The organism is Pelosinus fermentans DSM 17108 (assembly GCF_000271485.2).
In the GTDB taxonomy this organism is placed as follows: Bacteria; Bacillota; Negativicutes; order DSM-13327; family DSM-13327; genus Pelosinus; species Pelosinus fermentans.
Map to the genome: position 1 here is coordinate 865,906 of NZ_AKVN02000001.1, position 25,052 is coordinate 890,957.

At 35.7% G+C, this 25,052-nt stretch carries 25 protein-coding genes; all 25 read left to right on the forward strand.

Going from position 1 to position 25,052, the window contains the following annotated elements:
- The first annotated feature begins 28 nt into the window (after nt 1-28).
- The 25 genes from FR7_RS03920 (at nt 29) to rfbB (ending at nt 25,010) form a co-directional block, all read left to right on the forward strand.
- Nucleotides 29-1,039: an NAD-dependent 4,6-dehydratase LegB gene (locus FR7_RS03920; protein ID WP_007952130.1), complete on the forward strand. Its 1,011-nt coding sequence runs from the start codon at nt 29-31 to the stop codon at nt 1,037-1,039.
- Nucleotides 1,036-2,217, forward strand: coding sequence for a LegC family aminotransferase (locus FR7_RS03925; protein WP_007952131.1), 1,182 nt, complete (start codon nt 1,036-1,038; stop codon nt 2,215-2,217). The genes FR7_RS03920 and FR7_RS03925 overlap by 4 nt, the downstream gene beginning before the upstream one ends.
- A 6-nt stretch (nt 2,218-2,223) precedes the next feature.
- Entirely contained in the window at nt 2,224-3,387 is a 1,164-nt protein-coding gene (gene neuC, locus FR7_RS03930; protein WP_237769494.1) for a UDP-N-acetylglucosamine 2-epimerase, read from the forward strand.
- Nucleotides 3,388-3,392: 5 nt separating this feature from the next.
- Nucleotides 3,393-4,478, forward strand: a complete 1,086-nt coding sequence (gene neuB / locus FR7_RS03935; RefSeq protein ID WP_007952137.1) for an N-acetylneuraminate synthase — start codon at nt 3,393-3,395, stop codon at nt 4,476-4,478.
- On the forward strand, nt 4,475-5,116 hold the full coding sequence (locus FR7_RS03940; protein WP_007952138.1) for an acetyltransferase: 642 nt from the start codon (nt 4,475-4,477) through the stop codon (nt 5,114-5,116). The genes neuB and FR7_RS03940 overlap by 4 nt, the downstream gene beginning before the upstream one ends.
- Entirely contained in the window at nt 5,113-6,165 is a 1,053-nt protein-coding gene (locus FR7_RS03945; RefSeq protein WP_007952139.1) for a nucleotidyltransferase family protein, read from the forward strand. The genes FR7_RS03940 and FR7_RS03945 overlap by 4 nt, the downstream gene beginning before the upstream one ends.
- A gap of 25 nt (nt 6,166-6,190) precedes the next feature.
- Nucleotides 6,191-7,207 carry a Gfo/Idh/MocA family protein gene (locus FR7_RS03950; protein ID WP_007952140.1) on the forward strand — a complete coding sequence of 339 codons (1,017 nt, stop codon included), beginning with the start codon at nt 6,191-6,193 and terminating at the stop codon, nt 7,205-7,207.
- A gap of 11 nt (nt 7,208-7,218) precedes the next feature.
- Nucleotides 7,219-7,974: a cytidylyltransferase domain-containing protein gene (locus tag FR7_RS03955; RefSeq protein WP_162271133.1), complete on the forward strand. Its 756-nt coding sequence runs from the start codon at nt 7,219-7,221 to the stop codon at nt 7,972-7,974.
- 2 nt (nt 7,975-7,976) lie between these two features.
- Nucleotides 7,977-9,287 carry a glutamate-1-semialdehyde 2,1-aminomutase gene (locus tag FR7_RS03960; protein ID WP_007952142.1) on the forward strand — a complete coding sequence of 437 codons (1,311 nt, stop codon included), beginning with the start codon at nt 7,977-7,979 and terminating at the stop codon, nt 9,285-9,287.
- A 28-nt stretch (nt 9,288-9,315) separates the two neighbouring features.
- On the forward strand, nt 9,316-10,092 hold the full coding sequence (locus tag FR7_RS03965) for a nitrilase-related carbon-nitrogen hydrolase (RefSeq protein ID WP_007952143.1): 777 nt from the start codon (nt 9,316-9,318) through the stop codon (nt 10,090-10,092).
- Nucleotides 10,085-10,915: an SDR family oxidoreductase gene (locus FR7_RS03970; RefSeq protein WP_007952144.1), complete on the forward strand. Its 831-nt coding sequence runs from the start codon at nt 10,085-10,087 to the stop codon at nt 10,913-10,915. Before FR7_RS03965 ends, FR7_RS03970 begins: the two co-directional genes overlap by 8 nt.
- Before the next feature lie 22 nt (nt 10,916-10,937).
- The gene (locus FR7_RS03975; RefSeq protein ID WP_007952145.1) at nt 10,938-11,927 is read left to right on the forward strand and encodes a Gfo/Idh/MocA family oxidoreductase; all 990 of its coding nucleotides are present in this window, start codon (nt 10,938-10,940) and stop codon (nt 11,925-11,927) included.
- Nucleotides 11,912-12,883 (forward strand): Gfo/Idh/MocA family protein, encoded by a 972-nt coding sequence (locus FR7_RS03980; protein ID WP_007952146.1) that lies wholly within the window; start codon nt 11,912-11,914, stop codon nt 12,881-12,883. The genes FR7_RS03975 and FR7_RS03980 overlap by 16 nt, the downstream gene beginning before the upstream one ends.
- A gap of 33 nt (nt 12,884-12,916) precedes the next feature.
- Nucleotides 12,917-14,179, forward strand: a complete 1,263-nt coding sequence (locus FR7_RS03985; RefSeq protein ID WP_007952147.1) for a UDP-N-acetylglucosamine 2-epimerase — start codon at nt 12,917-12,919, stop codon at nt 14,177-14,179.
- Between the two features lie 65 nt (nt 14,180-14,244).
- The gene (locus FR7_RS03990; RefSeq protein WP_007952149.1) at nt 14,245-14,949 is read left to right on the forward strand and encodes an SGNH/GDSL hydrolase family protein; all 705 of its coding nucleotides are present in this window, start codon (nt 14,245-14,247) and stop codon (nt 14,947-14,949) included.
- 7 nt (nt 14,950-14,956) lie between these two features.
- Complete coding sequence (locus FR7_RS03995) at nt 14,957-16,228, forward strand: lipopolysaccharide biosynthesis protein (protein ID WP_007952151.1); 1,272 nt, start codon at nt 14,957-14,959, stop codon at nt 16,226-16,228.
- A gap of 23 nt (nt 16,229-16,251) precedes the next feature.
- Entirely contained in the window at nt 16,252-17,142 is an 891-nt protein-coding gene (locus FR7_RS04000; RefSeq protein WP_007952152.1) for a hypothetical protein, read from the forward strand.
- Nucleotide 17,143: 1 nt separating this feature from the next.
- Nucleotides 17,144-17,812 carry a CatB-related O-acetyltransferase gene (locus FR7_RS24545; protein WP_064448902.1) on the forward strand — a complete coding sequence of 223 codons (669 nt, stop codon included), beginning with the start codon at nt 17,144-17,146 and terminating at the stop codon, nt 17,810-17,812.
- A 24-nt stretch (nt 17,813-17,836) separates the two neighbouring features.
- Nucleotides 17,837-18,922 (forward strand): GDP-mannose 4,6-dehydratase, encoded by a 1,086-nt coding sequence (gmd, locus tag FR7_RS04010; protein WP_040543846.1) that lies wholly within the window; start codon nt 17,837-17,839, stop codon nt 18,920-18,922.
- A 10-nt stretch (nt 18,923-18,932) separates the two neighbouring features.
- Nucleotides 18,933-19,871 carry a GDP-L-fucose synthase family protein gene (locus FR7_RS04015; protein WP_007952155.1) on the forward strand — a complete coding sequence of 313 codons (939 nt, stop codon included), beginning with the start codon at nt 18,933-18,935 and terminating at the stop codon, nt 19,869-19,871.
- Between the two features lie 78 nt (nt 19,872-19,949).
- The gene (locus FR7_RS04020; protein WP_007952156.1) at nt 19,950-20,690 is read left to right on the forward strand and encodes a glycosyltransferase family 2 protein; all 741 of its coding nucleotides are present in this window, start codon (nt 19,950-19,952) and stop codon (nt 20,688-20,690) included.
- Nucleotides 20,691-20,767: 77 nt separating this feature from the next.
- On the forward strand, nt 20,768-21,634 hold the full coding sequence (locus FR7_RS04025) for a glycosyltransferase family 2 protein (RefSeq protein ID WP_007952157.1): 867 nt from the start codon (nt 20,768-20,770) through the stop codon (nt 21,632-21,634).
- 570 nt (nt 21,635-22,204) lie between these two features.
- Nucleotides 22,205-22,984, forward strand: coding sequence for a glycosyltransferase family 2 protein (locus tag FR7_RS04030; RefSeq protein WP_007952158.1), 780 nt, complete (start codon nt 22,205-22,207; stop codon nt 22,982-22,984).
- A gap of 11 nt (nt 22,985-22,995) precedes the next feature.
- Nucleotides 22,996-23,877, forward strand: coding sequence for an NAD-dependent epimerase/dehydratase family protein (locus FR7_RS04035; RefSeq protein ID WP_007952159.1), 882 nt, complete (start codon nt 22,996-22,998; stop codon nt 23,875-23,877).
- A gap of 74 nt (nt 23,878-23,951) precedes the next feature.
- On the forward strand, nt 23,952-25,010 hold the full coding sequence (gene rfbB, locus FR7_RS04040; RefSeq protein ID WP_007952160.1) for a dTDP-glucose 4,6-dehydratase: 1,059 nt from the start codon (nt 23,952-23,954) through the stop codon (nt 25,008-25,010).
- Nucleotides 25,011-25,052 lie beyond the last annotated feature (42 nt).

Below are 25,052 nucleotides of genomic sequence, written 5' to 3' on the forward strand. Positions count from 1 at the left end.
GTATTTGAAGACTAATGGAGGGATCATAATGTCATTAAGTAACAAAAAAATATTAGTTACTGGCGCAGATGGATTTATAGGTTCGCATCTTACGGAAGAATTAATCAGGCAGGGGCATGATGTCCGCGCATTTTCTTTATATAATTCTTTTAATTCATGGGGGTGGCTTGATCATTCTCCTAAAGAAATTAAAGAGAACATAGAAGTTTTTTCCGGAGATATACGTGATCCTTATGGTGTAAAGGAAGCTATGAAAGGATGTGATGTAGTTCTACATTTGGCAGCACTTATTGCCATTCCGTATTCCTATCACTCTCCTGATACTTATATAGACACCAATGTAAAAGGAACTCTTAATATAGTACAAGCAGCACGTGAATTAGGGGTTGGAAAAGTAGTGCATACATCCACAAGCGAAGTGTATGGTACGGCTCAATTTATTCCAATTACAGAAGAACATCCATTGCAAGGTCAGTCACCATATTCGGCTAGTAAAATTGGTGCTGATCAAATTGCAATGTCTTTTTATACCTCTTTTGGTACTCCTGTTGCAACGATTCGTCCTTTTAATACTTATGGTCCACGACAATCGGCAAGAGCAGTTATTCCTACTATCATTACGCAGATTGCTAATGGAATACGTAAAATAAAGTTGGGTTCAATCACTCCAACCAGGGATTTTAACCATGTAAAAGATACAGTACATGGTTTTATAGCTGTGGCTGAGGCAGATAATTCTGTTGGTCAGGTTATCAATATTGGCAGTAATTATGAAATTTCTATTGGTGATACAGTGCAATTAATTGCTGAAGTAATGGGTGTAGATATTCAAATAGAAACAGATGATCAACGTTTGCGTCCAGAAAGAAGTGAAGTAGAAAGATTATGGGCTGCTAATGCGAAAGCTAAACAACTTCTAGGTTGGGAACCAGTTTACGGCGGACGTGATGGCTTTAAACGGGGTCTAAAAGAAACTATAGAATGGTTTACGGATCAGGGAAACCTAAATAAATATAAGGCAGATGTGTATAACATATGAAAATAGAACAAGAAAAAAATATTCTTGATTTAAATTTAATTGTTAAGACTATAAAATCAGCATTGCCTCAGGAAAAGGAATACATACCACTACATGAACCGTACTTTGGTGGAAATGAATGGTGCTATGTTAAAGAATGCATAGATACAGGATGGGTTTCTTCAGTCGGGAAATTTGTTGATTTATTTGAAGAAAAACTGGCCGAATTTACTGGCGTAAAACGAGCAGTAGCTGTTGTTAACGGAACGGCAGCATTGCAAATTTGTTTACAATTAGTGGGGGTAAAAAAAGAGGATGAGGTGCTGATACCAGCGCTTACGTTCATTGCCACAGCTAATGCAGTCACATACTGTGGCGCTGTTCCTCATTTTGTTGACAGTGAAGAACGAACTTTAGGACTTGATGCGCTTAAACTACGCAGTTATTTAAAAGATATTGCCGAAGTGCGGGGCAATACTTGTTATAATAAAATTACCCAAAGACGAATTAAAGCTGTTGTGCCTATGCATACATTTGGACATCCAGTTGATCTGGATGAACTAGTTATTGTATGTAAAGAGTTTCATCTGGAACTTGTTGAAGATGCAGCAGAATCTCTTGGATCTTATTATAAGGGACAGCATACAGGAAATTGGGGTAAAGTATCAGCAGTAAGTTTTAATGGAAATAAAGTCATCACTACAGGCGGTGGTGGGGCAATACTGACTAATGATGTAGAGTTAGGTAAACTAGCTAAACATTTGACTACCCAAGCTAAGTTAGCTCACAGATGGGCGTTTGAACATGATATGGTTGGTTATAACTATCGTATGCCCAATATAAATGCAGCTCTCGGCTGTGCTCAGCTAGAACAATTACCAGAGTTCTTAGCGAAAAAACGTCAATTAGCAAAAAAATACCAAACGATATTATCTAAGATAGAGGGTGTTCAGGTTGTAGTAGAACCTAGCTTTGCTATAAGCAATTATTGGTTAAATGCAATTCTATTGGCACCGGAACATGCGGGGAAAAAGGATGACCTTTTAGCATTAACAAATGATCTTGGGATATTAACTCGCCCTGTATGGAATTTGATATATACTTTGCCAATGTTTACTGAATGCCCACGTATGGACTGTCAAATGGCGGAAAGCATCGCTACCAGATTGATTAATATACCTAGTAGTGTGAATTTGTAAAGTGTGGTGAATATTGTTTTGCGGAATCTTTGCGTTGTTACCAGTACACGTGCAGATTATGGACTTTTGTATTGGTTACTGAAAGACATTCAGAATGATTCTGATTTAGAGTTACAATTAATTGTTACAGGAATGCATTTATCGCCTGAATTTGGTTTGACATACAAAGTGATAGAGCAAGATGGGTTTCATATAGATGCAAAAGTAGAAATGCTATTATCAAGTGATACTCCGGTTGGTATCACAAAATCGATTGGTCTCGCTGTAATAGGATTTGCTGAAGCCTTAGATAGATTGAAGCCTGATGTTATGGTAGTATTAGGTGATCGTTATGAAATACTGGCAGCTGCCCAAGCAGCTATGGTAGCTAGAATACCTATTGCCCATATTGCAGGTGGAGATACGACTGAGGGAGCAATTGATGAGGCTATTCGTCATAGTATAACCAAGATGTCACATTTGCATTTTGTAACCAACAAGCACTCAGCAAAGCGCGTTCAACAATTAGGTGAAAATCCACAAAATGTTTTTTGTGTAGGCAGTCCAGGGATTGATTATATAAAAGGAATTAAATTATTAACCAGTGAAGAATTAGCACTATCGCTGGAGTTTAATTTTAGACCTAAAAACCTGTTAATTACCTTTCATCCAGTTACTTTGGAAGATAGATCATCTCAGGAACAATTTGCGGAGCTTTTAACCGCATTAAATTCTTTAGGGGATAGTATTGGCCTGATATTCACAAAACCTAATTCTGATACTGATGGAAGAATTATAATCAAAATGATAGATGAATTTGTTGCTAGTCGTTCTAATACCAAGGCATATACTTCACTGGGACAATTGCGATATCTAAGTACTATTGCTCAGGTTGATGCAGTGGTTGGTAATTCTTCTAGTGGACTTTATGAAGTACCGTCGTTTAATAAGCCTACGGTAAATATTGGCGACAGGCAAAAAGGGCGGTTGCAGGCAGAATCAGTGATACAATGTGGTAATAATGCGGAAGAAATACATAACGCAATTCAACATGCGTTAAAGGTTAACCTTATTAATGTACAAAATCCTTATGGTGATGGTAATTCATCAAAACGAATAGTAGATAGATTAAAAAGTTGTAGTGATTATAAGAGTTTACTTAAAAAACATTTTTATGAAATGGGTTGTTAATAGATATGCAACAAAATCGTGTGTACATCATTGCTGAAGCAGGTGTAAATCATAATGGATCTTTAGAGATTGCCAAACAATTAATTGAAGTGGCAGCAGGAGCTGGGGTTGATGCAGTAAAGTTTCAAACCTTTAAAGCTGAAAATCTAGTAAGTAAAGATGCGCCTAAAGCGGCTTATCAGCAAAAAATGACTAACAATCAGGAAACCCAGTATGAAATGTTGAAAAAATTAGAACTTAGTGAAGCGTTTCATGATACATTGGTGAAATACTGTCAGCAATTTGGCGTTCAATTTTTATCGACACCATTTGACGAAGATAGTTTAAACTTATTGGTTAAGAAATTTAATTTGCCATATATTAAAATTCCATCAGGTGAAATTACGAATGCACCGTTTTTATTAAAGATTTCGAAAACAGGGAAATCGGTAATTCTTTCTACAGGGATGTGTACCTTGGGAGAAGTAGAAAATTCACTAAAGATAATGGCTTTTGGCTATACGAATGACAATAGTAACTTTCCGTCTTTATTGGACTTTGAACAGGCATATGTTTCAGAACAAGGCCAGAAGGCATTGAGAGAAAAAGTATTATTATTGCATTGTACGACCGAATATCCTGCGCCTCTATCAGAAGTAAATTTGCGGACAATGGATACTTTGCGTCATGCTTTTAATTTGCCTGTTGGGTACTCAGATCATACAGAGGGTGTTGCAGTTCCTATTGCTGCTGTAGCACGAGGTGCGGTTATTATTGAAAAACATTTTACTTTAAACCGTGATCTTCCTGGCCCTGATCATAAAGCATCTTTAGAACCAGAAGAATTAAAGAGTATGGTGCATGCTATCCGTCAGATTGAAGTAGCTTTGGGGAATTCCGTGAAATTACCAACAGTATCAGAAGTAAAGAATAAACAAATAGCCAGAAAAAGTATTGTTGCAATGAAAGAAATCAAAAAGGGGCAAGTTTTTACCGAAGATAATATTGGTGTAAAACGTCCAGGAGACGGAATTTCACCAATGTATTATTGGGAGTTGTTAGGGAAAGTTGCGGATAGGGACTATAGCATAGAAGAGAAGATTGTGCCATGAATACTTTACCAGTAATTATCATTGGAGCTGGTGGACATGCCAAGGTATTAATAGATATTTTGAAGATGAATGATGCAAAGGTTATTGGCATGACAGATGAAAATATAATAAATTCTAATTTTGATATAATGAATGTACCGATAATCGGCAATGATAACGTTATTTTAGACTATTCAACGCAAGAAATTTCATTGGTTAATGGTGTTGGTTCTATTGGTTCAACAAAGCGTCGCCAACATCTTTTTGAGAAGTTTAAAGACGGTGGCTATTCTTTCCACAATACGGTGCATGTCTCAGCTATTTTAGCCAAGGACATTAGTTATGGAGAAGGCATACAAATAATGGCTGGAGCAGTGATTCAGCCAGGCTGTAAATTAGGTAGTAATATAATAATTAATACAAGGGCCTCAATAGATCATGATTGTATTATTCATGATCACGTGCATATAGCTCCTGGGGTCACTATTTCAGGTGGGGTTGTGATAGGAGAAGGCGCACATATTGGGACAGGAGCAGTAGTGATTCAAGGAATTAAGATAGGAAAAAATGGTATTGTTGGTGCTGGTGCGGTAGTAATTAAGGATGTAGCGGACAATCAGTTGGTTGTGGGTATACCAGCTAAGGCGGTGGAAAAGTGAAGAACTGGAAAGATACATTAGTAAAAAAGGACGACTCGATTTTTACTACAATGGGTATTATTGATGCTAGTGCAGTGCAAATTGCTTTAGTTGTTGATGAACAAGGAAAGTTATTAGGTACAGTTACCGATGGAGATGTTCGTAAAGCTCTTTTGAGAGGGATTTCCTTAGAAGAAAAAAATGAGAGCATAATGAATCGTAATCCAGTAGTTGCTCGAATCAATGAGGGAAGAGAGAGTTTGTTGGCCAAAATGAGGAATAAGAGGCTACACCAGATTCCTGTTTTGGATCAACAAGATTATTTAGTTGGTTTGGAAATCCTGGATGAAATGGTAGAAACAAATGAAAGTGATAATTGGATTTTCTTGATGGTAGGGGGGTTAGGTAGCAGATTAGGTGCATTGACTGCAAGTTGTCCTAAACCATTGCTAAATGTTGGTAATAAGCCTATTTTAGAAACCATAATTGAAAGTTTTGCAGAATGCGGCTATCGGAAATTTTACCTATCCGTCAATTATAAAGCTGATATGATTCAAGAGTATTTTCAGAACGGAGAAAACTGGGGAGTTGAAATACGTTATATTTGCGAAAATAAGCGTATGGGAACAGCTGGAGCTTTGAGCTTACTATCGGAAAGACCAAATAGTCCAATGATTGTTATGAATGGTGATATATTAACGAAAGTCAATTTTAATCAATTAATCAACTTTCATGAAAGTCACAAGGCTAAAGCTACTATGTGTGTACGAGATTATAGTGTTCAAGTACCATATGGTGTAGTACAAATAGATGATCATAAATTGACAGGCATTGTTGAGAAACCACAGCAATCGTTTTTTGTCAGTGCGGGAATTTATGTATTAGATCCATCAGTATTAGATTTAATTCCTAAAAATGAATATTTAGATATGCCGGACTTATTTAAAAAGCTTATTAGTGAACGAGATAATATTTTGGTTTTCCCAGTAAGAGAGTACTGGCTTGATATAGGTAATAAAATAGATTTTGAAAAAGCAAATGGAGATTATGAATTGATTTTTAATTGGTAGTTAGAGAATCTGGGGGGATGTAGTTATGAAGTTTTTAGTTATTGGTCTCGGATCTATGGGAAAGCGACGGATAAGATGTTTAAAAGAATTAGGATTCACAGAAATTTATGGTTTTGATATACGTGAAGATAGGCAGAAGGAAAGTAAAGCGGTATATGGTATAACGGCATATAGCAATATAGAACAGGCCTTAAAAGAGGTACAGCCGGAAGCTTGTATTATTTCAGTACCACCAGATGTACATCATTATTATATAAAATTGGCCATAGAACATAATATTCATTTTTTTGTTGAGGCCAGCGTGGTTGATACAGATATGGATTTTATAAAAGAGAAGCTTAGCCCCAATACAATCGTTGCTGCTCCTTCAGCTACTTTATGCTTTCATCCAGCAATTAAAATTATTGCTGATATAGTTAAAAAAGGTGAATTGGGTAAAATATCCAATATAATGCTTCATTCTGGCCAGTATTTACCAGATTGGCATACCTATGAAAATGTTGGTGACTATTATGTTTCTAATCCTTCCACTGGTGGTGGAAGGGAGATTGTTCCTTTTGAACTAACTTGGTTTACTAAAATTTTTGGTTTTCCTCAAAGAGTTTGTGGGAATTTTAGAAAAACCATTACTATTAATAATGCAGAAGCGATTGATGATACATATAATTGTCTATTAGACTATGGTAGTTTTTTGGCAGCAGTTACAGTTGATGTAGTTTCTCGTCATGCTACTAGACGTCTTATGATAAATGGCGATCAGAAACAATTGATATGGGATTGGGATTTTGCCTATGTGAAAATATATGATCCCGAAAAGAATAAATGGGTAGAGTTACCGTATGAAATGAATGCAGCAACAGATGGATACAACTCAAATATAGGTGAAAACATGTATATTGATGAGGTTAAGAGTTTTGTAGATGCTATTAAAGAGAAGGGTATGTTTATTAATACTATGGAAAATGATCATAGAGTTTTGAAACTTTTATACTCTATTGAAGAAGCTGATAAAACATCAAGATATGTGGGTGTAAATTTATGAGGACTGGGATTTTGCTTACTGCTAGGTTAGGCTCTAGTCGATTAAAAAAGAAGCATTTGCTAAATATCAATAATCAGCCGATTTTGTCCTATTTAATAAATAGAATCGGTAGAGCCTTTCGGCTTGAGATAAATGAGGGGAAGGTTGCAATTGTTATTGCAACCGCTGATCAAGAGGAGAATAAACAGTTTGAAATGTTTTGTAAGCAGCAGGTAAGTGTCTTTTATGGCGCATTAGATAATATTCCGTTGAGGCATTTGCAAGCAGCTGAACGATATAATTTTGATAATTTAATTTCAGTAGATGGTGACGATATACTGTGTTCGGTAGAAGGAATGAGGCAAGTATATCATGAATTGATTAACAAAAAAGAATTTGTAAAGACGATTGGATTGCCATTTGGGATGAATGTTATGGGGTATGCAACAGAGTTTCTAAAAACTTCGTTAGAGGATGTCAAGGATCAAGTACTTGAAACTGGCTGGGGAAGAATTTTCAATGAGACTGATAAGACAGTATTAACCTTTGACATATTCAATTGCAATGATTATATGAGATTTACTCTAGATTACCCTGAAGACTTTATATTTTTTGAAAATTTCATTACCCAATTCCCGGGTGATTTAAATAATAGTACGGATCAGGAAATAGTAGATTTTGTGATAAAAAAGAAACTTTATGAAATTACTAAACCTATCACCTCGGAATATTGGAATAATTTTAATAGTGGGGTAGAGGAAGAAATTAATAAAAAGGTGAGATGTTAAACATGAAATTTGATGAATCTGATCATTTAAGGATAAGGGCACAAAAAATAATTCCAGCAGGGGCACATACTTATAGTAAGGGCGATGATCAATTTCCGCAGTTGTCTCCCGGATTTATTGTAAAAGGAAAAGGCACAAAAGTATGGGATCCAGATGGTAATGAATTTCTGGACTGGGGAATGGGCTTGCGTTCTGTATCATTAGGACATGCATATCAACCGGTGCTTGATGCTGTGCAGGAGCAAATAGCCCTTGGTGTAAATTTTACTCGACCAAGTATCCTTGAGGCTCAAATCGCAGAAATGCTTATCAATTTAATACCATCAGCGGAAATGGTGAAATTTGCCAAGAATGGTTCAGATGTTACCACAGCTGCAGTTAAGCTGGCGCGTGCTTATACTGGCCGGGATATTGTTGTACGCTGCGCTGAACAGCCATTTTTTAGTGTTAATGATTGGTTTATTGGAGATACTGCATGCAATGCTGGGATACCAAAAGCAGTACAAAATTTGACCACTCGATTTTCTTATAATAACATTCAATCCTTAGAAGATATTATGGAAAAAAACAAAGGTGAGGTTGCTTGTGTTATCCTTGAACCGTCATCACTCGAACATCCTAAACCTGGATTTTTGGAAAAAGTCCGTGAATTAACCAAACAACAAGGAATCGTTCTAATTTTTGATGAAATGATTACAGGCTTCAGATGGCATCAGGCTGGTGCACAAACCTATTACGGGGTTACACCTGATCTCTCAACTTTTGGAAAGGCAATAGCTAATGGATTTGCCTTATCTGCTTTGGTCGGACGTCGAGACATTATGGAGCTAGGCGGATTAAAACATGATAAGCCTAGAGTATTCTTGTTATCAACAACAAATGGTGGAGAAACTCATGCTTTTGCTGCAGCACGTGTAACTATGCAAACACTGCTTAATGGTGAAATTGTTAAGCAAAATTGGAAAAAAGGGCAAAGACTAAGTTCGGAATTCAATGCTATCTCGGCTGAATACGGTATAGTTGAATATGTGAGAATGGCAGGCGTAGCATGTAGTCCTTATCAAATCTTTTTAGGAAGGGATGGACAGGTTGACCTTTCTTTGCGTACATTGTATTTGCAGGAAATGATTCAGCAAGGAGTATTGATTCCTTATATTGCAATTGCTCATGAGCATAGTGAGCATGATATTGACAAAACGTTAGAAGCCTCAAGGAAGGCAATGAAGGTTTTACAACAGGCACTGGAAAAAGGCACAACAGATGGTTTATTAGTAGGACCAGCGGTCAAACCAGTGTTTCGCAAATATAATTAAAGCTAAAAATAAAAGTGAAGGTGACAATGTGAAGGTTGCAACAGTGCAAATGCCAATAGTAGATGGTGAGTGTAGTGTAAATCACCTTGTTTTAGCCCAGATGCTTGATAATGCTCCGGGTGCTGACCTTTATTTAGTTCCAGAGTTGTGGACTAGCGGTTATGTTGTTGATAAATGGGAAAAAATAGCGAGAATAGATACTCCATTAACTTTAGATTGGATGGCTAAGCAGGCCAAGTCTCGTAAAATATGGCTAGGTGGATCTGTTATTGCGCAACATAAAGATAGTGCACTATGTAATCGTTTTGTACTTTTTGACCGCAATGGTGAATTAGTCGGTTATTATGATAAAATTCATCGTTTTCTACCAATGGGGGAAGGCATTTTAGAGCCTGGAGATCATATGCCGATTTTTAATATTGAGGGAGTGAGAGTTGCTCCTGCAATATGCTATGACTTGAGATTCCCAGAAATGTTTCGCAGATTAGCTTTGGAAGAGGTTGATCTTTTCTTAGTACCAAGTGAGTGGCCGTGCCCTCGAGAAGTTCCACTCACAATTCTTGCTGGAGCACGAGCAATAGAAAACCAGGCGTATTTATTATTATCGAATCGTACAGGGGTTGATGCGGCCGGGCAACAGTTCTGTGGTTGTTCCGGACTTTTTGGTCCTTTTGGCGTTGTAGATATGTTGCCCGAAAACGAAATTGGTATTATGAGCTTTGAATTGGATATGCAACAAATAAAAAGATCTAGAGAAAATTTGGCAGTATTCGCAGAGCGGCGGCAAGGAGTAGATTATGACTAATACACAGAAATATAAATCACTAGAACGTTTTCGTCTAGATGAAAAGGTAGTTGTGGTTACCGGTGGCACGGGAATATTAGGCAGCCTTTATTGTAAGCGATTGTCAGAAGCAGGTGCCAAGGTAGTGATTGCTGATCTTGATAAATTGAAGTGTCAACAATTGGCTGATGAAATAAATGCTTTACCAGGCTGTTTTGCAATAGCTATGGATGTTGATTTGACTAATGAACAATCCGTTATTACTTGGTCTCAACGTATTATTGAAGCGTTTGGTGTGGTAGACGTGTTATTTAATAATGCAGCTGCGAAATCTCTAAACTTTTTTGCACCATTGGATAATTTCCCTTTAGAAGATTGGAATAAAGTTATGGCCGTAAATGTTACAGGGATGTTTCTCGCCAGCCGTGAGCTGGGGGCGTTTATGGCTAAGCAGGGAAAAGGAAGCATTATTAATGTAAGTTCTGTTTATGGGGTAGTTGGTCCTGACCAGCGTATTTACGAAGGCTCCTGGTATGAGGAGATGGGGGGGGCCATTAATACTCCATTAATTTATTCAGCTACTAAAGGTGCAGTAATTGCGATGACCCGCTATATGGCAACTTATTGGGGGCCTAAGGGTGTTCGTACCAATACATTGACCCCAGGAGGAGTATCATCGGGGCAAAATAGTCTATTTAACGAAAAGTACAGTGCACGTGTTCCGCTTGGAAGAATGGCAGAGGCTGAAGAAATGGTAGGAGCGGTGTTGTTTTTATCATCAGACGCTTCTTCATATATTAATGGTCAAAATATTATTGTTGATGGTGGATGGACTGCTTGGTAAATCTAATTAGGAGAGATGGGTTATGCTGAAAAATGTAATAGCTGTTATCGGTGCAGGACAAATAGGAAGTCGTCACTTGCAGTCCCTGGCTCTAATTAATCAGCCAGTATGTATTGAAGTATTAGATCTTAATAATGAATGCTTAGATTTTGCCAGGGAGAGATTTGAACAGATTGAGGGGACGGGGATGGCAAAATCCGTTAGATATTTCAATAAATTAGAAGAGCTTTCTGACGAAATCAAATTAGTTATAGTGGCAACAAGCGCTAATGTGAGAAAAAAGGTAATTATGGAGCTTTTACAAAAGAAAAAAGTTCAGTTTATTATATTGGAGAAGGTTGTATTTCAGTCCCCGCAGGATTTCTTTGAAATTAATAAAGTATTTAATGAAAAAGGGATTAAAGCTTGGATTAATTGTCCACGTAGGATGTGGCCTTTTTACCAGCAATTAAAAGCCAAACTTAAAGGTATAAAAAAAGTTGATTATCTTGTAAGCGGTGCCAATTCTCGCTTGGGATTAGGGTGTAATGGCATTCATTTTATGGATCTTTACGCTTTTTTAACTGATCAGATTGATATGAATCTTTATACAGATCGATTAGATAGTGAGATTTTTGAGAGTAAGCGGGCTGGATTTATAGAAATCACTGGTACTATTTATGGAAAGAGTACTGATGGTGGGACCGTTATGATAAGCGCACATGCTAATAACGATGCGCCGATTTTGATTACTATACAAAGTGATGCATTGCGTTGCATCATTCGTGAGGAAGAAGGTAAAGCCTGGATATCAGAAAAAGAAAATAAATGGCAATGGCAGGAGATTGAATATACAATGCCTTACCAAAGTCAATTAACGCATTTAGCAGTGCAAGACATCTTGTCCCAAGATGATTGTAAATTAACAAGTTACCATGAATCGTGGAAGTTGCATGATTCATTTTTAAAAGCATTAATATTGCATTTAAGTAAATGCAAAATGGAGGAGATTTCATTTTGTCCGATTACATAGCAAACAAAAAGGTTTGGTTGATTGGTGCGGGAACTATGGCTATAGACTATGCTAAAGTTTTGAAGGCACAGAATATAGATTTCGATGTCATTGGACGCGGGGTTAAGTCAGCTAAGATATTTACCCAAAATACAGGTTCTAATGTCATAACTGGTGGGCTTGATCAATATTTAGCACAATCTAACGGTTTACCTACTGCTGTGATTGTTACAGTTGGTGTTGAACACTTAGCAGAAATAACGATAAAGCTTATAAAATACGGTGTAAAAAGAATATTAGTCGAGAAGCCAGCTGGAATTGATGCTGGTCAAATTCAACGAGTAGCGGAAGTAGCTATGACTAACAATGTAGAAATATATGTTGCTTACAATCGGCGCTTTTATGCTTCCGCTATAAAAGCAAGACAAATAATAGCAGAGGATGGCGGAGTCACTTCATTTAACTTTGAATTTACTGAGTGGAGTCATGAGATTGAGCATCTAAAAAAGGCGCATGGAGTCAAAGAAGCCTGGTTTCTTGCTAACTCTACACATGTTGTTGATTTGGCATTCTTCCTTGGTGGTGAACCAAAGAATATTTCTGCTTATATCAAAGGCGGCCTTGCTTGGCATCCATCAGCTTCAGTATTTGCTGGTGCAGGGGTTACAGAGGGAGGGGCTCTATTTTCTTATCAGGCTAATTGGGCTGCTCCAGGACGGTGGGGTGTTGAAGTGTTAACAAATAAACATCGACTAATATTTAGACCACTTGAACAATTGCATGTGCAAAGAAATGGATCAGTTGAGATTGAAAAAGTTGAAATTGATACACAATTTGACGACCAGTTTAAGCCAGGGATTTATAAGCAAGTACAGACATTTTTAGTTGGCGATAATACAGAGTCATTGCTAACAATTAGTGAGCATTGTGAACGTGTCAATAGATTGTTTAGTGCAATTAATTATGGAAATAAATAGCGCTAAAATCATTGAAAAAAAGGATTATTATGGATGAAGATTATATTTGCAGCATATTATTTTTACTTCCAAAAAGAACTGTATTCGTTAATTATTAATGAATTAAAAAATGATTCCTCAGATTTTAGGTTTCTTGCTACACATAGCCATTATGGAAGAAAGGAAACACTTGTAGGAACTAAGAAAATTAACTTAAAAGGTGAAATTTTTGAGGACGCTACTTGTACTAAAATTGAGCGGATTATTTTGGGCATAAAAAAAGCCGGGTATTATTTTTATGATAGACTAACTCTATTTAGACTTTTGAAGAATTGGTTACCGAATGTAGTTATAATTAATAATGATTTAGCTGGTATTTATATTCGAATGCTACAAGATTTATGTAGTAAATTAGAAATTCCTATTCTTTTGATTATAACAACGAATTTTGTGACATTTGAAGTTCAGCCACAAGCTGAGAGAGTAGGAATACGTTGGGTGTATGGGCAGTTATTAAAGCGACTCGAATGTTATGATGCATATTATTTCAATGGAAATACAATTGGCACCTATATTGATAGTAGTATGATTGCTGTACAAGGGGATTATATAAAAAATATCCTTATAGAGAAGGGAGTTTCCCATGAACGTATAGTTGTTACTGGGAACCCGCTGTTTGATAAATATTTTGCTTTACGAGAGATACAGCGAGCAGAGGCTTTAGCGATCATAAAAAAGAGGAACAAAATTGATATTAATAGTAAACAACAGTTGGTAGTGTATTGTACTGAGGTCATAGAATATGTCTATGGACAGGACTATTTAGAAGAAGCTAACCATGTATTAAAGGGAATATTTGATTCTTTGGGGGAAAATGTAAAAATTATTGTAAAATTACATCCTGCTGAGAACAAAGAGAATGTAAAATATTATAGAGAATTATTTAATAGTGATAGATATTCCGTTATTGAAGATACTGACCTTGGCAATTTATTCAGGGCCTCATCGTTAATGATTGCTCATTTTTCAGCTACAATAATGGAGGCAATTAGTGTGGGGACGCCAGTATTGATGATTGATTTTAATAAAGATACTGAACGACATCAATATATACCATATAACGAAAAAGTTGTGGCTCAATCGGATGTAGAATTTAAAGGTAAGTTGGATAAATTGTTAAATGAGAAGGAATATATTGACGAGGCAATGATTATTTTAGACAAGTGGGTATTATCCTATTTAGATAATTCCCATTCAGTTACTAGTACAAGTCGGGTAGTAGAATTAATAAAAAAAATGAGTAGGCAGCACAATTAGGAAGTGTAGCAGGAGAAACTGTTGTGTTGGTGAATGAGACTTCGCATGTAATAGAGGGATGAAGAATGAGGATATTAATTGTAACTGATTCGCTTGGTATGCCACGTGGAAATGTCGATATTGAAAACACATGGACACGGAGTTTTATAAAAGAATATGGGGGATGTTTTGAAGTATTCACATTCTTAAAGAGTGGTTTAACCTCTAATGATGTTATTTCTGAGGCTGATCAGCTTTTAGGACTTTTTAAACCAGATATAGTGATTTTCCAAATAGGAATTGTGGATTGTGTTAGAAGAGTTTTGTCACCTAATGTAGTAAAAATATTATCAAGAATTCCAATTATATCAAAATATACTAGAGAAATGATTCGCAAGAAGCATTATTTTTTAACAAAAATTCATGAGTTGAAGTATGTGGGTACTGAGCAATTTGTAGCTAATATAGAGAAAATCTCATACATAGCACATAAAAGAGGAATTGTAGTTGCTTTTATTAAAATAGCTGGTCCAGGCAATGCTTTAATAGAGAGTACTTATGGTGTCGAAGAGGATATTGATTTATATAATCAGATAATTAACATGGAAGTTAGAAAACATAGCAATACAATCTTTGTTGATCCATATGAGGGACAAAATTTAAGAGACTATTTATTAGAGGAAGATGGATATCATTTAAATGCAAAAGGAAACGAATTAGTCTTTAATAGTCTTGTAAGTATGCTCGATGAGATAAGAAAACATGATGCATCTAGCAATTTTGAAAAGTAGGTGTTAAATGTTTAAGAAATTATTTTCATCTTCGTTGTTTCGTTCAATGGGGGTATATACAACTAGTAATTTTATAAATATGGCCATACCCTTTTTTTTGATGCCTATTATGACCCGTTACATGTCACCAGAAGATTATGGTATTACTGCTATGTTTCAGGTTATTACTGGGTTTTTAGCTCCATTTATAGGATTGGGAATGCAAGACGCTATTAATAGGAAATATTTTGATCGTGATAGAATTGACTTACCCAAGTATATTGCGAACTGCTTAATGATTGTTGCGATTACTGCTGTTATAGCTTCTTTTACACTTTATTTCTTTTCAAATCAAATAAGTAAAATAGCATTCTTCCCCCAGGAGTGGTTATGGGGGACTTGGGTCGTTGCAATTGGACAATTCTTGGTTTCTCTAGTTTTGGGACTCTGGCAGGTCCAATTCAAATCAATATTATATAGTATATATCAAGTAGTAATGACGCTGGCAAATATGGTATTGTCATTATGGTTTATTGTGGGGCTAGATTTAAAATGGCAAGGACGGCTTGAAGCACAAATACTTGTAGTAGTGGTATTTGGTCTACTCGGTTTATTCATACTCTATAGGCAGGGATGGATGAATTTTACCTTTGACTATGGTTACGCAAAAGATGCTCTTAAGTTTGGACTTCCACTTGTTCCCCATGCATTAGGCGGAATTATTATGACAATGACGGATCGGATTTTTATTACAACAATGGTTGGTATTACTGATACGGGCCTATATTCTGTGGGAGCTCAAATTGGGATGGTAATAGCCTTGATTGAAGGCGCTTTTGGGACTGCGTGGGGACCTTGGTTATTTGAACGTTTGAAGAGAGATGATACAGATAAGACTAAAAGTACTATAGTAAAGATGACGTATTTATATTTTATAGGTTTATTTATTTTAACCATTGGACTATCAATGATAGCTCCATGGTTTCTAAGCTTTTTTATAGGCGAAAAGTTCGTAGGTGCAGGAAAATTTGTTTTTTGGATCGCTTTAGGGAATGCGTTTGGTGGCATGTTTAGAATTGTAGCGTTGTATATTGTATATGTTGAAAAGACTCATATATTAGCAACGATTACGTTTGTTTCTGCAGGTTTGTACACTATTTCAAATTACTTATTTATTTCTTGGCATGGGTCACTTGGTGCGGCGCAATCATTTGCTTTTATTAAGTTTGTTTTTCTAGTACTTACATGGATCCTGAGTAATCGAGTTTTCCAGATGCCATGGATGATATTGAAAAAGTAGTGAGTGGAATGGAGTGAATATTTTTGTCACAAATTAGGATGAAGGCTTGCGAAATCTTGAAAAATATGGGTATTACTATTTTTTCTATCTTACGAATAATAAAATTTATGCAACCTAAAAGTAAAATGCCGCAGATAGATTCTGGTAATCGTAATCGTGAATGTGTTGTTATAGGAACTGGGCCGTCATTAATTAATACATTAGCTCAGAATTTAGAGTTTTTTGAGTCAATGCCTAAGCTATGTGTAAATGATATTGTTTTGTCTAACTATTTTGAGGACTTGCAGCCTGAGTACTATGCCTTTTTTGATCCTGCTTACTTTGATGAACAGGTATCAGTAAAATTTAAACGAGATCGTGAGTGTATAATCAAAAGTCTGATACAGAAAACGAAGTGGTCAATGATCTTGTTTTTACCACGACAGGCACAAAGAAATATAGAATTTAAAGAGATCTCTTTAAAAAATTCCAATATTAATGTAGTATTTATTAATAATACTCTTATAGATGGATTTGCAAGCTTTCGCCATTTAATTTATAAATTAAATTTAGGGATGCCAAGAGTTCAAAATATTCTAGTTGCAGGAATTTTTTTAATGTTAAATTTGGGATACAAGAAAATTTATACTATTGGGGCGGATCATTCATGGCATGAAGATCTTATTTTGGATAATGACAATAGGGTATATTTAAAGTTAGGACATTGCTATGATGAAAATGAAATAGATTACGTCCCGTTTTTTATGGATGCACAGGAAAAACATACATTTAAAATGCATGAAGTGTTTGAAGCATTAACAGCAACTTTTAAGGGGTATTTTTATTTGAAACAATATGCGGATTATCTACAGGCTACTATTATAAATGCTAGCGATAAAACATATATTGATGCATTTGAAAGGCTGAAATTATAAAATGATAAAAACGATTTTTAAAAATCCTTTTACTAGATGGCTTAAGTGGCTAATGCACTATTTCCACGTTAGACGTAAATTTCCAACTGCGAAATTATATTATAAGGCTTTTGCTAGACAGTCGCAGTTAGGAGAATATGTGACTATTTATGAGAAATCTAATGTACATCAGTGTGAGATTGGTGATTACACCTATATAGCAGGTCAGAGCACATTATTAAACACACGTGTAGGCAAATTTTGCTCAATTGGTCCTGGTGTACGGTGCGGATTGGGAAGACATCCAGTAAATTTTGTTTCTACACATCCTATTTTCTTTTCTATATTTAAGCAAGCTCAAATTACTTTCGCTGATAAAGCATACTTTAAAGAACTTTTACCAATAGAAATGGGGAATGATGTATGGATTGGTGCTAATGCTGTTATTTTGGATGGCGTAAATATTGGAGATGGAGCTATTATTGCAGCAGGAGCTGTTGTTAATAAAGATATTCCGGCATATGCCGTCGTTGGTGGTGTACCGGCTAAGACTATTAAGTATAGATTTAGCCAGAAAGAGATTAAATATTTAATGGAATTTAAGTGGTGGAATAAAGAGAATAGTTGGATTAAAGATAATTGGAAATCATTCCATGATATAGAGTTGTTTTCCAGAAATAATTCATATTAAATATATTTGGAGGAAGTTATAGTGATGAAACGTGCCTTAATTACAGGAGTTACTGGTCAAGATGGAGCCTATTTGTCAGAATTTTTACTAGAGAAGGGATATGAGGTTCATGGTATTAAACGGCGTTCTTCGATGTTTAACACCGACCGTATAGATCACTTGTATAAAGACCAACATGAAAATAATGTTAGATTGTTTCTTCATTATGGAGATATGACGGATTCAACAAATTTGATTCGCATTATACAGCAAGTGCAGCCTGATGAAATATATAATTTAGCGGCACAGAGTCATGTCCAGGTTTCTTTTGAAACACCAGAATATACAGCGAATTCTGATGCCTTAGGAACGCTTAGAATCTTGGAAGCCATCCGTATTCTTGGTCTTGAGAGAAAAACAAAGTTTTATCAGGCATCAACAAGTGAATTGTACGGTCTAGTACAAGAAACGCCGCAGAAGGAAACGACACCGTTTTATCCTCGTAGTCCATATGCGGCGGCTAAAATATATGGCTATTGGATTACCGTCAATTATCGTGAAGCGTATGGTATGTTTGCTTGTAATGGGATATTATTCAATCATGAATCACCTTTGCGTGGTGAAACCTTTGTCACGAGGAAAATTACTCGTGCAGTAGCTAGAATTAAAATTGGCCTACAAGATAATTTATATCTTGGCAATCTTGATGCCAAGCGTGACTGGGGCTATGCCAAAGATTATGTGGAGGCAATGTGGCTGATGCTGCAGCAAGATAAGCCAGAAGACTTTGTTGTTGCGACTGGTCAGACGCAAAAAGTGCGTGACTTTGTTGAACTGGCTTTTCGTGAAGTGGGTATTGAAGTTGTATGGCAGGGGAATGGCGTAGAGGAAAAGGGGTTGGATAAGGCAACTGGTAAGGTATTGGTTGAAGTGGATTCTCGCTATTTCCGCCCAACAGAAGTTGAATTACTTCTTGGGGATCCGACTAAGGCCAAAGAAAAGCTTGGATGGCAGGCTAAGACAACGTTAGCGGAATTAGTTTCTATGATGGTTCAGGAAGACTTAAAATCAGCAACGCGTGATGTATTATGTGAAAAAAATGGTTTTGAAGTACGTCAGTATAATGAATAAGGTGAGATATATGGAGAAAAATGCAAGAGTCTATGTTGCCGGTCATCGTGGATTGGTTGGTTCAGCACTTATTAGGACCTTGGAAAAAGAAGGATATACCAATATACTTTCGGCAACTCATTGCGAACTTGATTTAATAAACCAACAAGCCGTAGCTGATTTTTTTGCTAAAGAACAGCCGGAATATGTATTTTTAGCAGCGGCCAAGGTAGGTGGAATTTTAGCTAATTCTAATTATCCAGCTGATTTTATCTATGAAAATCTAATGATGGAAACTAATATTATTCATCACTCTTGGAAAGCGGGTGCCAAGAAATTATTATTTCTTGGTAGTTCGTGTATTTATCCGCAAATGGCTGAACAGCCAATTAAAGAGGAATCTCTATTGACGGGACCACTTGAACCTACTAATGATGCATACGCACTGGCTAAAATTGCTGGGATTAAAATGTGTCAATCCTATAACAAGCAATATGGAACTAAATATATATCAGTAATGCCAACCAATTTGTATGGTCCCAATGATAATTTTGACTTAGCAACATCACATGTATTACCAGCCCTAATTCGCAAAGTTCATGAAGCTAAGGTTAATGGTGATCAAGCTGTAACAGTTTGGGGTACCGGACGAGCAGTTCGTGAATTTTTATATGTTGACGATTTAGCAGATGCTTGTTTATTTTTAATGGAGAATTATGACGATAGTAAAATTGTTAACATCGGTACAGGTGTAGGAATTTCAATCAAGAGTCTTGCGGAAAACATACGTGATATTACAGGTTACCGTGGAAAGATAATTTTTGATAGATCTAAGCCAGACGGGACACCAGTAAAAATTAATGATGTTTCCTTTTTAGATAGCCTTGGATGGTCAGCTAAAGTTGACTTAAATGAAGGATTGAAAAAAGTATATTCCTGGTACAGGGAGAATGAGCTGCATAAGAAATAAATTTTACATCGTTTTTATTATGGAATTATGGGATAGATATCATTATGCTATTAAGAAAGTAGCCTTATGGGGGGAAGTATGGACAAGCCTCTTATTACTATTATAACGGTTACATATAATGCTGAAGAAACGCTAGAAAGATGTATTCAAAGTGTTTTAATGCAAACATATGAAAATGTTGAATTTATTATTATTGATGGGTTATCAACGGATGGAACTGTGAAAGTTATTGAGGAATACAAAGATGGTATATCTTATTGGGTAAGTGAGCGCGATACAGGGATATACAATGCAATGAATAAAGGAATAATAAAAGCTCATGGTGATATTATATATTTTTTAGGCGCAGATGATTATTTGCAAGATAAAAGTGTAATTGAGACAGTCATGATGCAATTTATTAATAACAGCATTATTGATGTTGTCTTTGGAAGAGTTATCCTCATAAAGGAGGGCGATAAGAATTCTAAGATAGCTGGGAAGATGTTAACTATTAATGATCTGAGAAAAGGGCGAATGGCTCCACACCAGGGAATGTTTATTAAAGCTATGCTATTAAAATCTCTAATGTTTAACGAGGAATATAAAATTTCCTCCGACTTCGAGCTGATTATAAAATGTTTTATAAACAATTATAAAGTAATATTTATTGATAGTGTGATAACTTGTTACAGTCTTGATGGCTTGAGTGGTAACAATTTATATAAAATGCTAACAGAACAGCAAAAAATCATAAGGGAACACTTCGGAGTAGCTGATTCACTATATTTCATATGTAAATCAGCATATATTCTAATGCGGCATTGGGTAAAGAAATGATAGAATAATTATCATTTGAACAGCTTATTCACGTTAAGATAATGAAGCGTGGAGGCGTGAGGAGGCATGTTTTATAAATGAGTTCTTCAGAAAGTTGTACAGGGTGTTTGGACAAGCCGCTTATTTCCTTAATTGTTGCTACGTTGGATCGCTGTAGCGATGTAGATCGGTTATTAGATTCGTTAACTAGGCAGGTTTTTAAAGAATTCGAAGTTATATTAATCGATCAGAGCAAAGATACAAATACGCAAAAGGTTGTAGAGAAATATGGTCAATTACTAAACATTAGGTATGTTAGGATTGCAGAGGCTGGTACGTCGAATGCAAGAAATATTGGAATAGGTTTTGCACAAGGGGATATTAAAGCTTTTCCTGATGATGATTGTCTTTATTATCCTGAGACCTTAACTAATGTTAACTATTTATTTAATAAACATAAAAATGCAGATATAATAGTAGGTAAAGTCTGCGATATAGATGGAAATAATTTACTTCGAAAATGGCCTAAGACGTCTAGGAAGATGACAAGATTTAATTTTTACTTTATGTTTTCAGCAGTAAGTTTGTTTTCTAGAAGCAGTGGGCGGTTCGATGTAGAATTTGGTCCTGGCTCTATCTACGGGGCAGCTGAAGACGCTGATTATCTATATAAAGAAATAAAGAATGGTTTATGTCTTTATTCACCCGAAATAAAGGTCTATCATGCAGAGGAAAAGACTGATAGAATGCCAATAGGTAAGGTTAAAAACTATAGTATGGGCCTTGGAGCGTTTTGTAAAAAGAATTTAGAGTTTCCTATAGTAATCTTATTTATGTTAAGCTTGCTTTATATTACGTTTTGTTTACTACTCGCAATGCTTAATAAAAGAGAGAATGAATATAACTTATTTAAAATGGGATTGACTATGCGTATCAAAGGTTTTTTATCTTACAAAAGAGGTTAGTTTTGGCCCTTTTTGTAGGGGTAATGGATATTATTACCATACTATCGAAATACAGGATTTTTATAATATACATAGTTTTTAGGTTTTACTAATCAACAAATGAGATAAATAAAAGTTTAAAATATTAAAGCGGATTTGAAAAGCATTATCAAATTGCTGGACAGAAAGGACGCAAGGTAGGTATTTTTGAAATCATAAAAGAATTCACCAATCCTTAGTCTTGCCAGTGATACTTTTTCGTAATTCTCATTTTTTATATACATACAAATTAGTTTGGTTAGCCAGCATTATTTCTTTATTGAACTTTATAAGCGACCGGTTGTTGGCAACAATGAATAATTTGATCGGGTTACCAAATTGCTTGATGACATTAAAATCGGGATAACGTAACAATAGGTGCTAATTGTGTTGTTACAAAAAATGTTTCTGATAATATGATTATGGGTGGCATTCCTGCAGCCGTGATCGGCGTGCGTAGCATACAGAAGTAGTATTTAAAGGATTTAGAAGCCATCATATCCTGCTTTTCAAAAAGACATCAGGCTTTTCAGATAAAAGAGGGGTAAAGAAATGATAGAATTATTAATTAGTATTGTTACTTATAATAATGCAAAGATAATAAAAAAAACTATTGAATCAATCATAAGCCAAACAATGGGTATCTCATATAAAATTATTATTTTTGACAATAACTCAACTGATGAAACGTTAAAAGTAATTCAGTCCATTCAGTCGTCAGATATTTCAATCATAGCAAGTAAGGTAAACCATGGTTTTGGATACGGTCATAACCAAGTTATTAATGCTTACGAAGCAAAATATTATTTAATTTATAATCCAGATCTTAGAGTTAAGGATAATATTTTAAAAGAACTCTATGAATATATGGAAAGTCATCATGATATTGGTATGATAACACCAAAAGTAACTTATGATACGGGAGAAATTCAATATTTGTGCAAACAGCACCCTACAGTATTTGATTTATTCGTGCGCCGCTTTTTACCAAAGTCAATTCAAAAGTCGTTGAAGAGCAGGGAAGATTGGTTCCAAATGAAGTATACGGGATATGATAAAGAGTTTATCATACCCTATGCAACAGGTTGTTTTATGTTTTATCGGAGCTCTATTTTAAAGCAAATTCAAGGATTTGATGAAAAATTTTTCCTTCATATGGAGGATGCAGATATATCCCGCAGAACTAATGAGATTTCTAAATGTATTTTTTATCCTTATAATTCAGTGGAACATCTTTGGGCAAGAGGATCTCATAAATCATTTAAGCAAACAATTATAACAATAAAATCAGCCTGGTATTATTTTAATAAATGGGGTTGGAAATTCTACTAGAGGGTGAAAGTATGATACTAATTACGGGTATAGCAGGGTTGACAGGACGATTCTTATACCAAAAAATACAAGATCAAAAGCCAGACAGAAGAGTAAAATATTTTGTTCGTCCTACATCGGATATCTCATTTATGTTGGATGAAGATAAAAAGAATAATGTAATTTATGGAGATGGCAATAATATTAAAGATATCACAGATGCACTTCTAAATGTAGATTTAGTTATACATTTGGCGACAATACATTTGTCAGAGATTATAACACAAGCTTGTGTATTTAAGGGAATAAAACGTGTAATATTTATAAATACAACAGGTATGTATAGTCACTATAAGTCATATGCTGCCCTATATACTGAATTAGAAAAAAAAATTAAAGAGAGTAATTTAATTTATACAATCATACGTCCAACGATGATTTATGGTAATCATCAAGATGTAAATATACACAAGTTAATTAAAATGATAAACAAAGTGGCGATTTTCCCTGTTATAGGAAAAGGGGATGGGCTAATGCATCCTATTTATGCGCAAGATCTGGCTAACGTTATTATTAGTGCAATGACTAATGAAGAAAAAACTAGAATGCAAGAATATAATGTTGCAGGGAAGGCGCCCCTCACTTATTTATCTCTTTTGGCAGAGATAGCGAAAGCTTTAGGGAAGAAAAGATACTTTTTACATATACCTTATGGACTGGCTCTTCTTATTGGTAAGATTGCAGATTGTATTCCTAATGGTATTATTGACTATGAAAAGGTGCAGCGTTTGAAAGAGGATAAGAGTTTTGACTATTCCAAAGCAGCTTATGATTTGGGATTTAGCCCAAGATCGTTTGAAGAAGGTGTCAAATTAGAAGTACAGGCATTAAGAGATGTTGGAATTATAAAATAATAAGAAGTGTTTGCTGTGATAAATGATAAAAAAACAGAAATAATTTATACGATGAAGTAGGAGAGTGTTCTAAAATGCCTACAATACTAGTTACTGGTGGGGCTGGCTTTATTGGCAGTAACTTTATCCACATTGCATTAAAAAATATGGATGTAAATATTATTAACCTAGACAAGCTTACCTATGCGGGAAATTTAGATTCATTACGTGATGTAGAAAATGATCCAAGATACACATTTCTTCATGGGGATATTTGTGACAGGGAAATGGTTGAAAGGATCTTTGAAGAATATCAACCTGATGCAGTTGTACATTTTGCTGCAGAATCCCATGTGGATCGTTCTATCGATGGTCCCGCGGCTTTTATTGAGACGAATGTGAATGGAACGTTTGCACTCTTAGAGGCGGCAAGAAAGTATTTCCGTAGCTTAGAAGGTGATGCTAGAAACGCCTTTAGGTTTTTGCATGTTTCCACAGATGAGGTATACGGATCACTTGGTGAGACAGGGTACTTTACGGAGGAAACTCCCTATGCTCCGAATTCTCCTTATTCAGCCTCTAAGGCCTCTTCTGATCATTTGGCACGGTCTTATTACCATACCTACGGACTACCGGTATTGATTACTAACTGTTCGAATAATTATGGTCCTCACCATTTCCCAGAAAAGTTAATTCCTTTAATGATTTTAAATGCATTAGAAGGTAAGTCTTTGCCAGTGTATGGCACAGGGCAGAATGTACGAGATTGGCTCTATGTAGAAGATCACTGTCGAGCAATCATAACTGTGTTAACAAAAGGTATGCCTGGTGAAAAATACAATATTGGTGGACACAATGAAAAAACCAACATGAGTATTGTACATACTTTATGTGATATTTTGGATGACAAAAGTCCCAGTAATGATGGGAAGTCATATCGTGAGAAAATTACCTTTGTCAAAGATCGTCCGGGACATGATATGCGCTATGCAATTGATGCGTCTAAAATTCAGCGAGAGCTAGGATGGGTGCCAGTAGAAACTTTTGAAACTGGGATTATTAAGACTGTTGATTGGTATTTGCAAAATGGTGATTGGTGCAAGCGGGTAACGGATGGTAGTTATCAACGTGAACGCTTGGGGAATGGGAAGTAAAAGATTGCTTCGTAACGACAGCATAAAGATTGGGGGAAACGT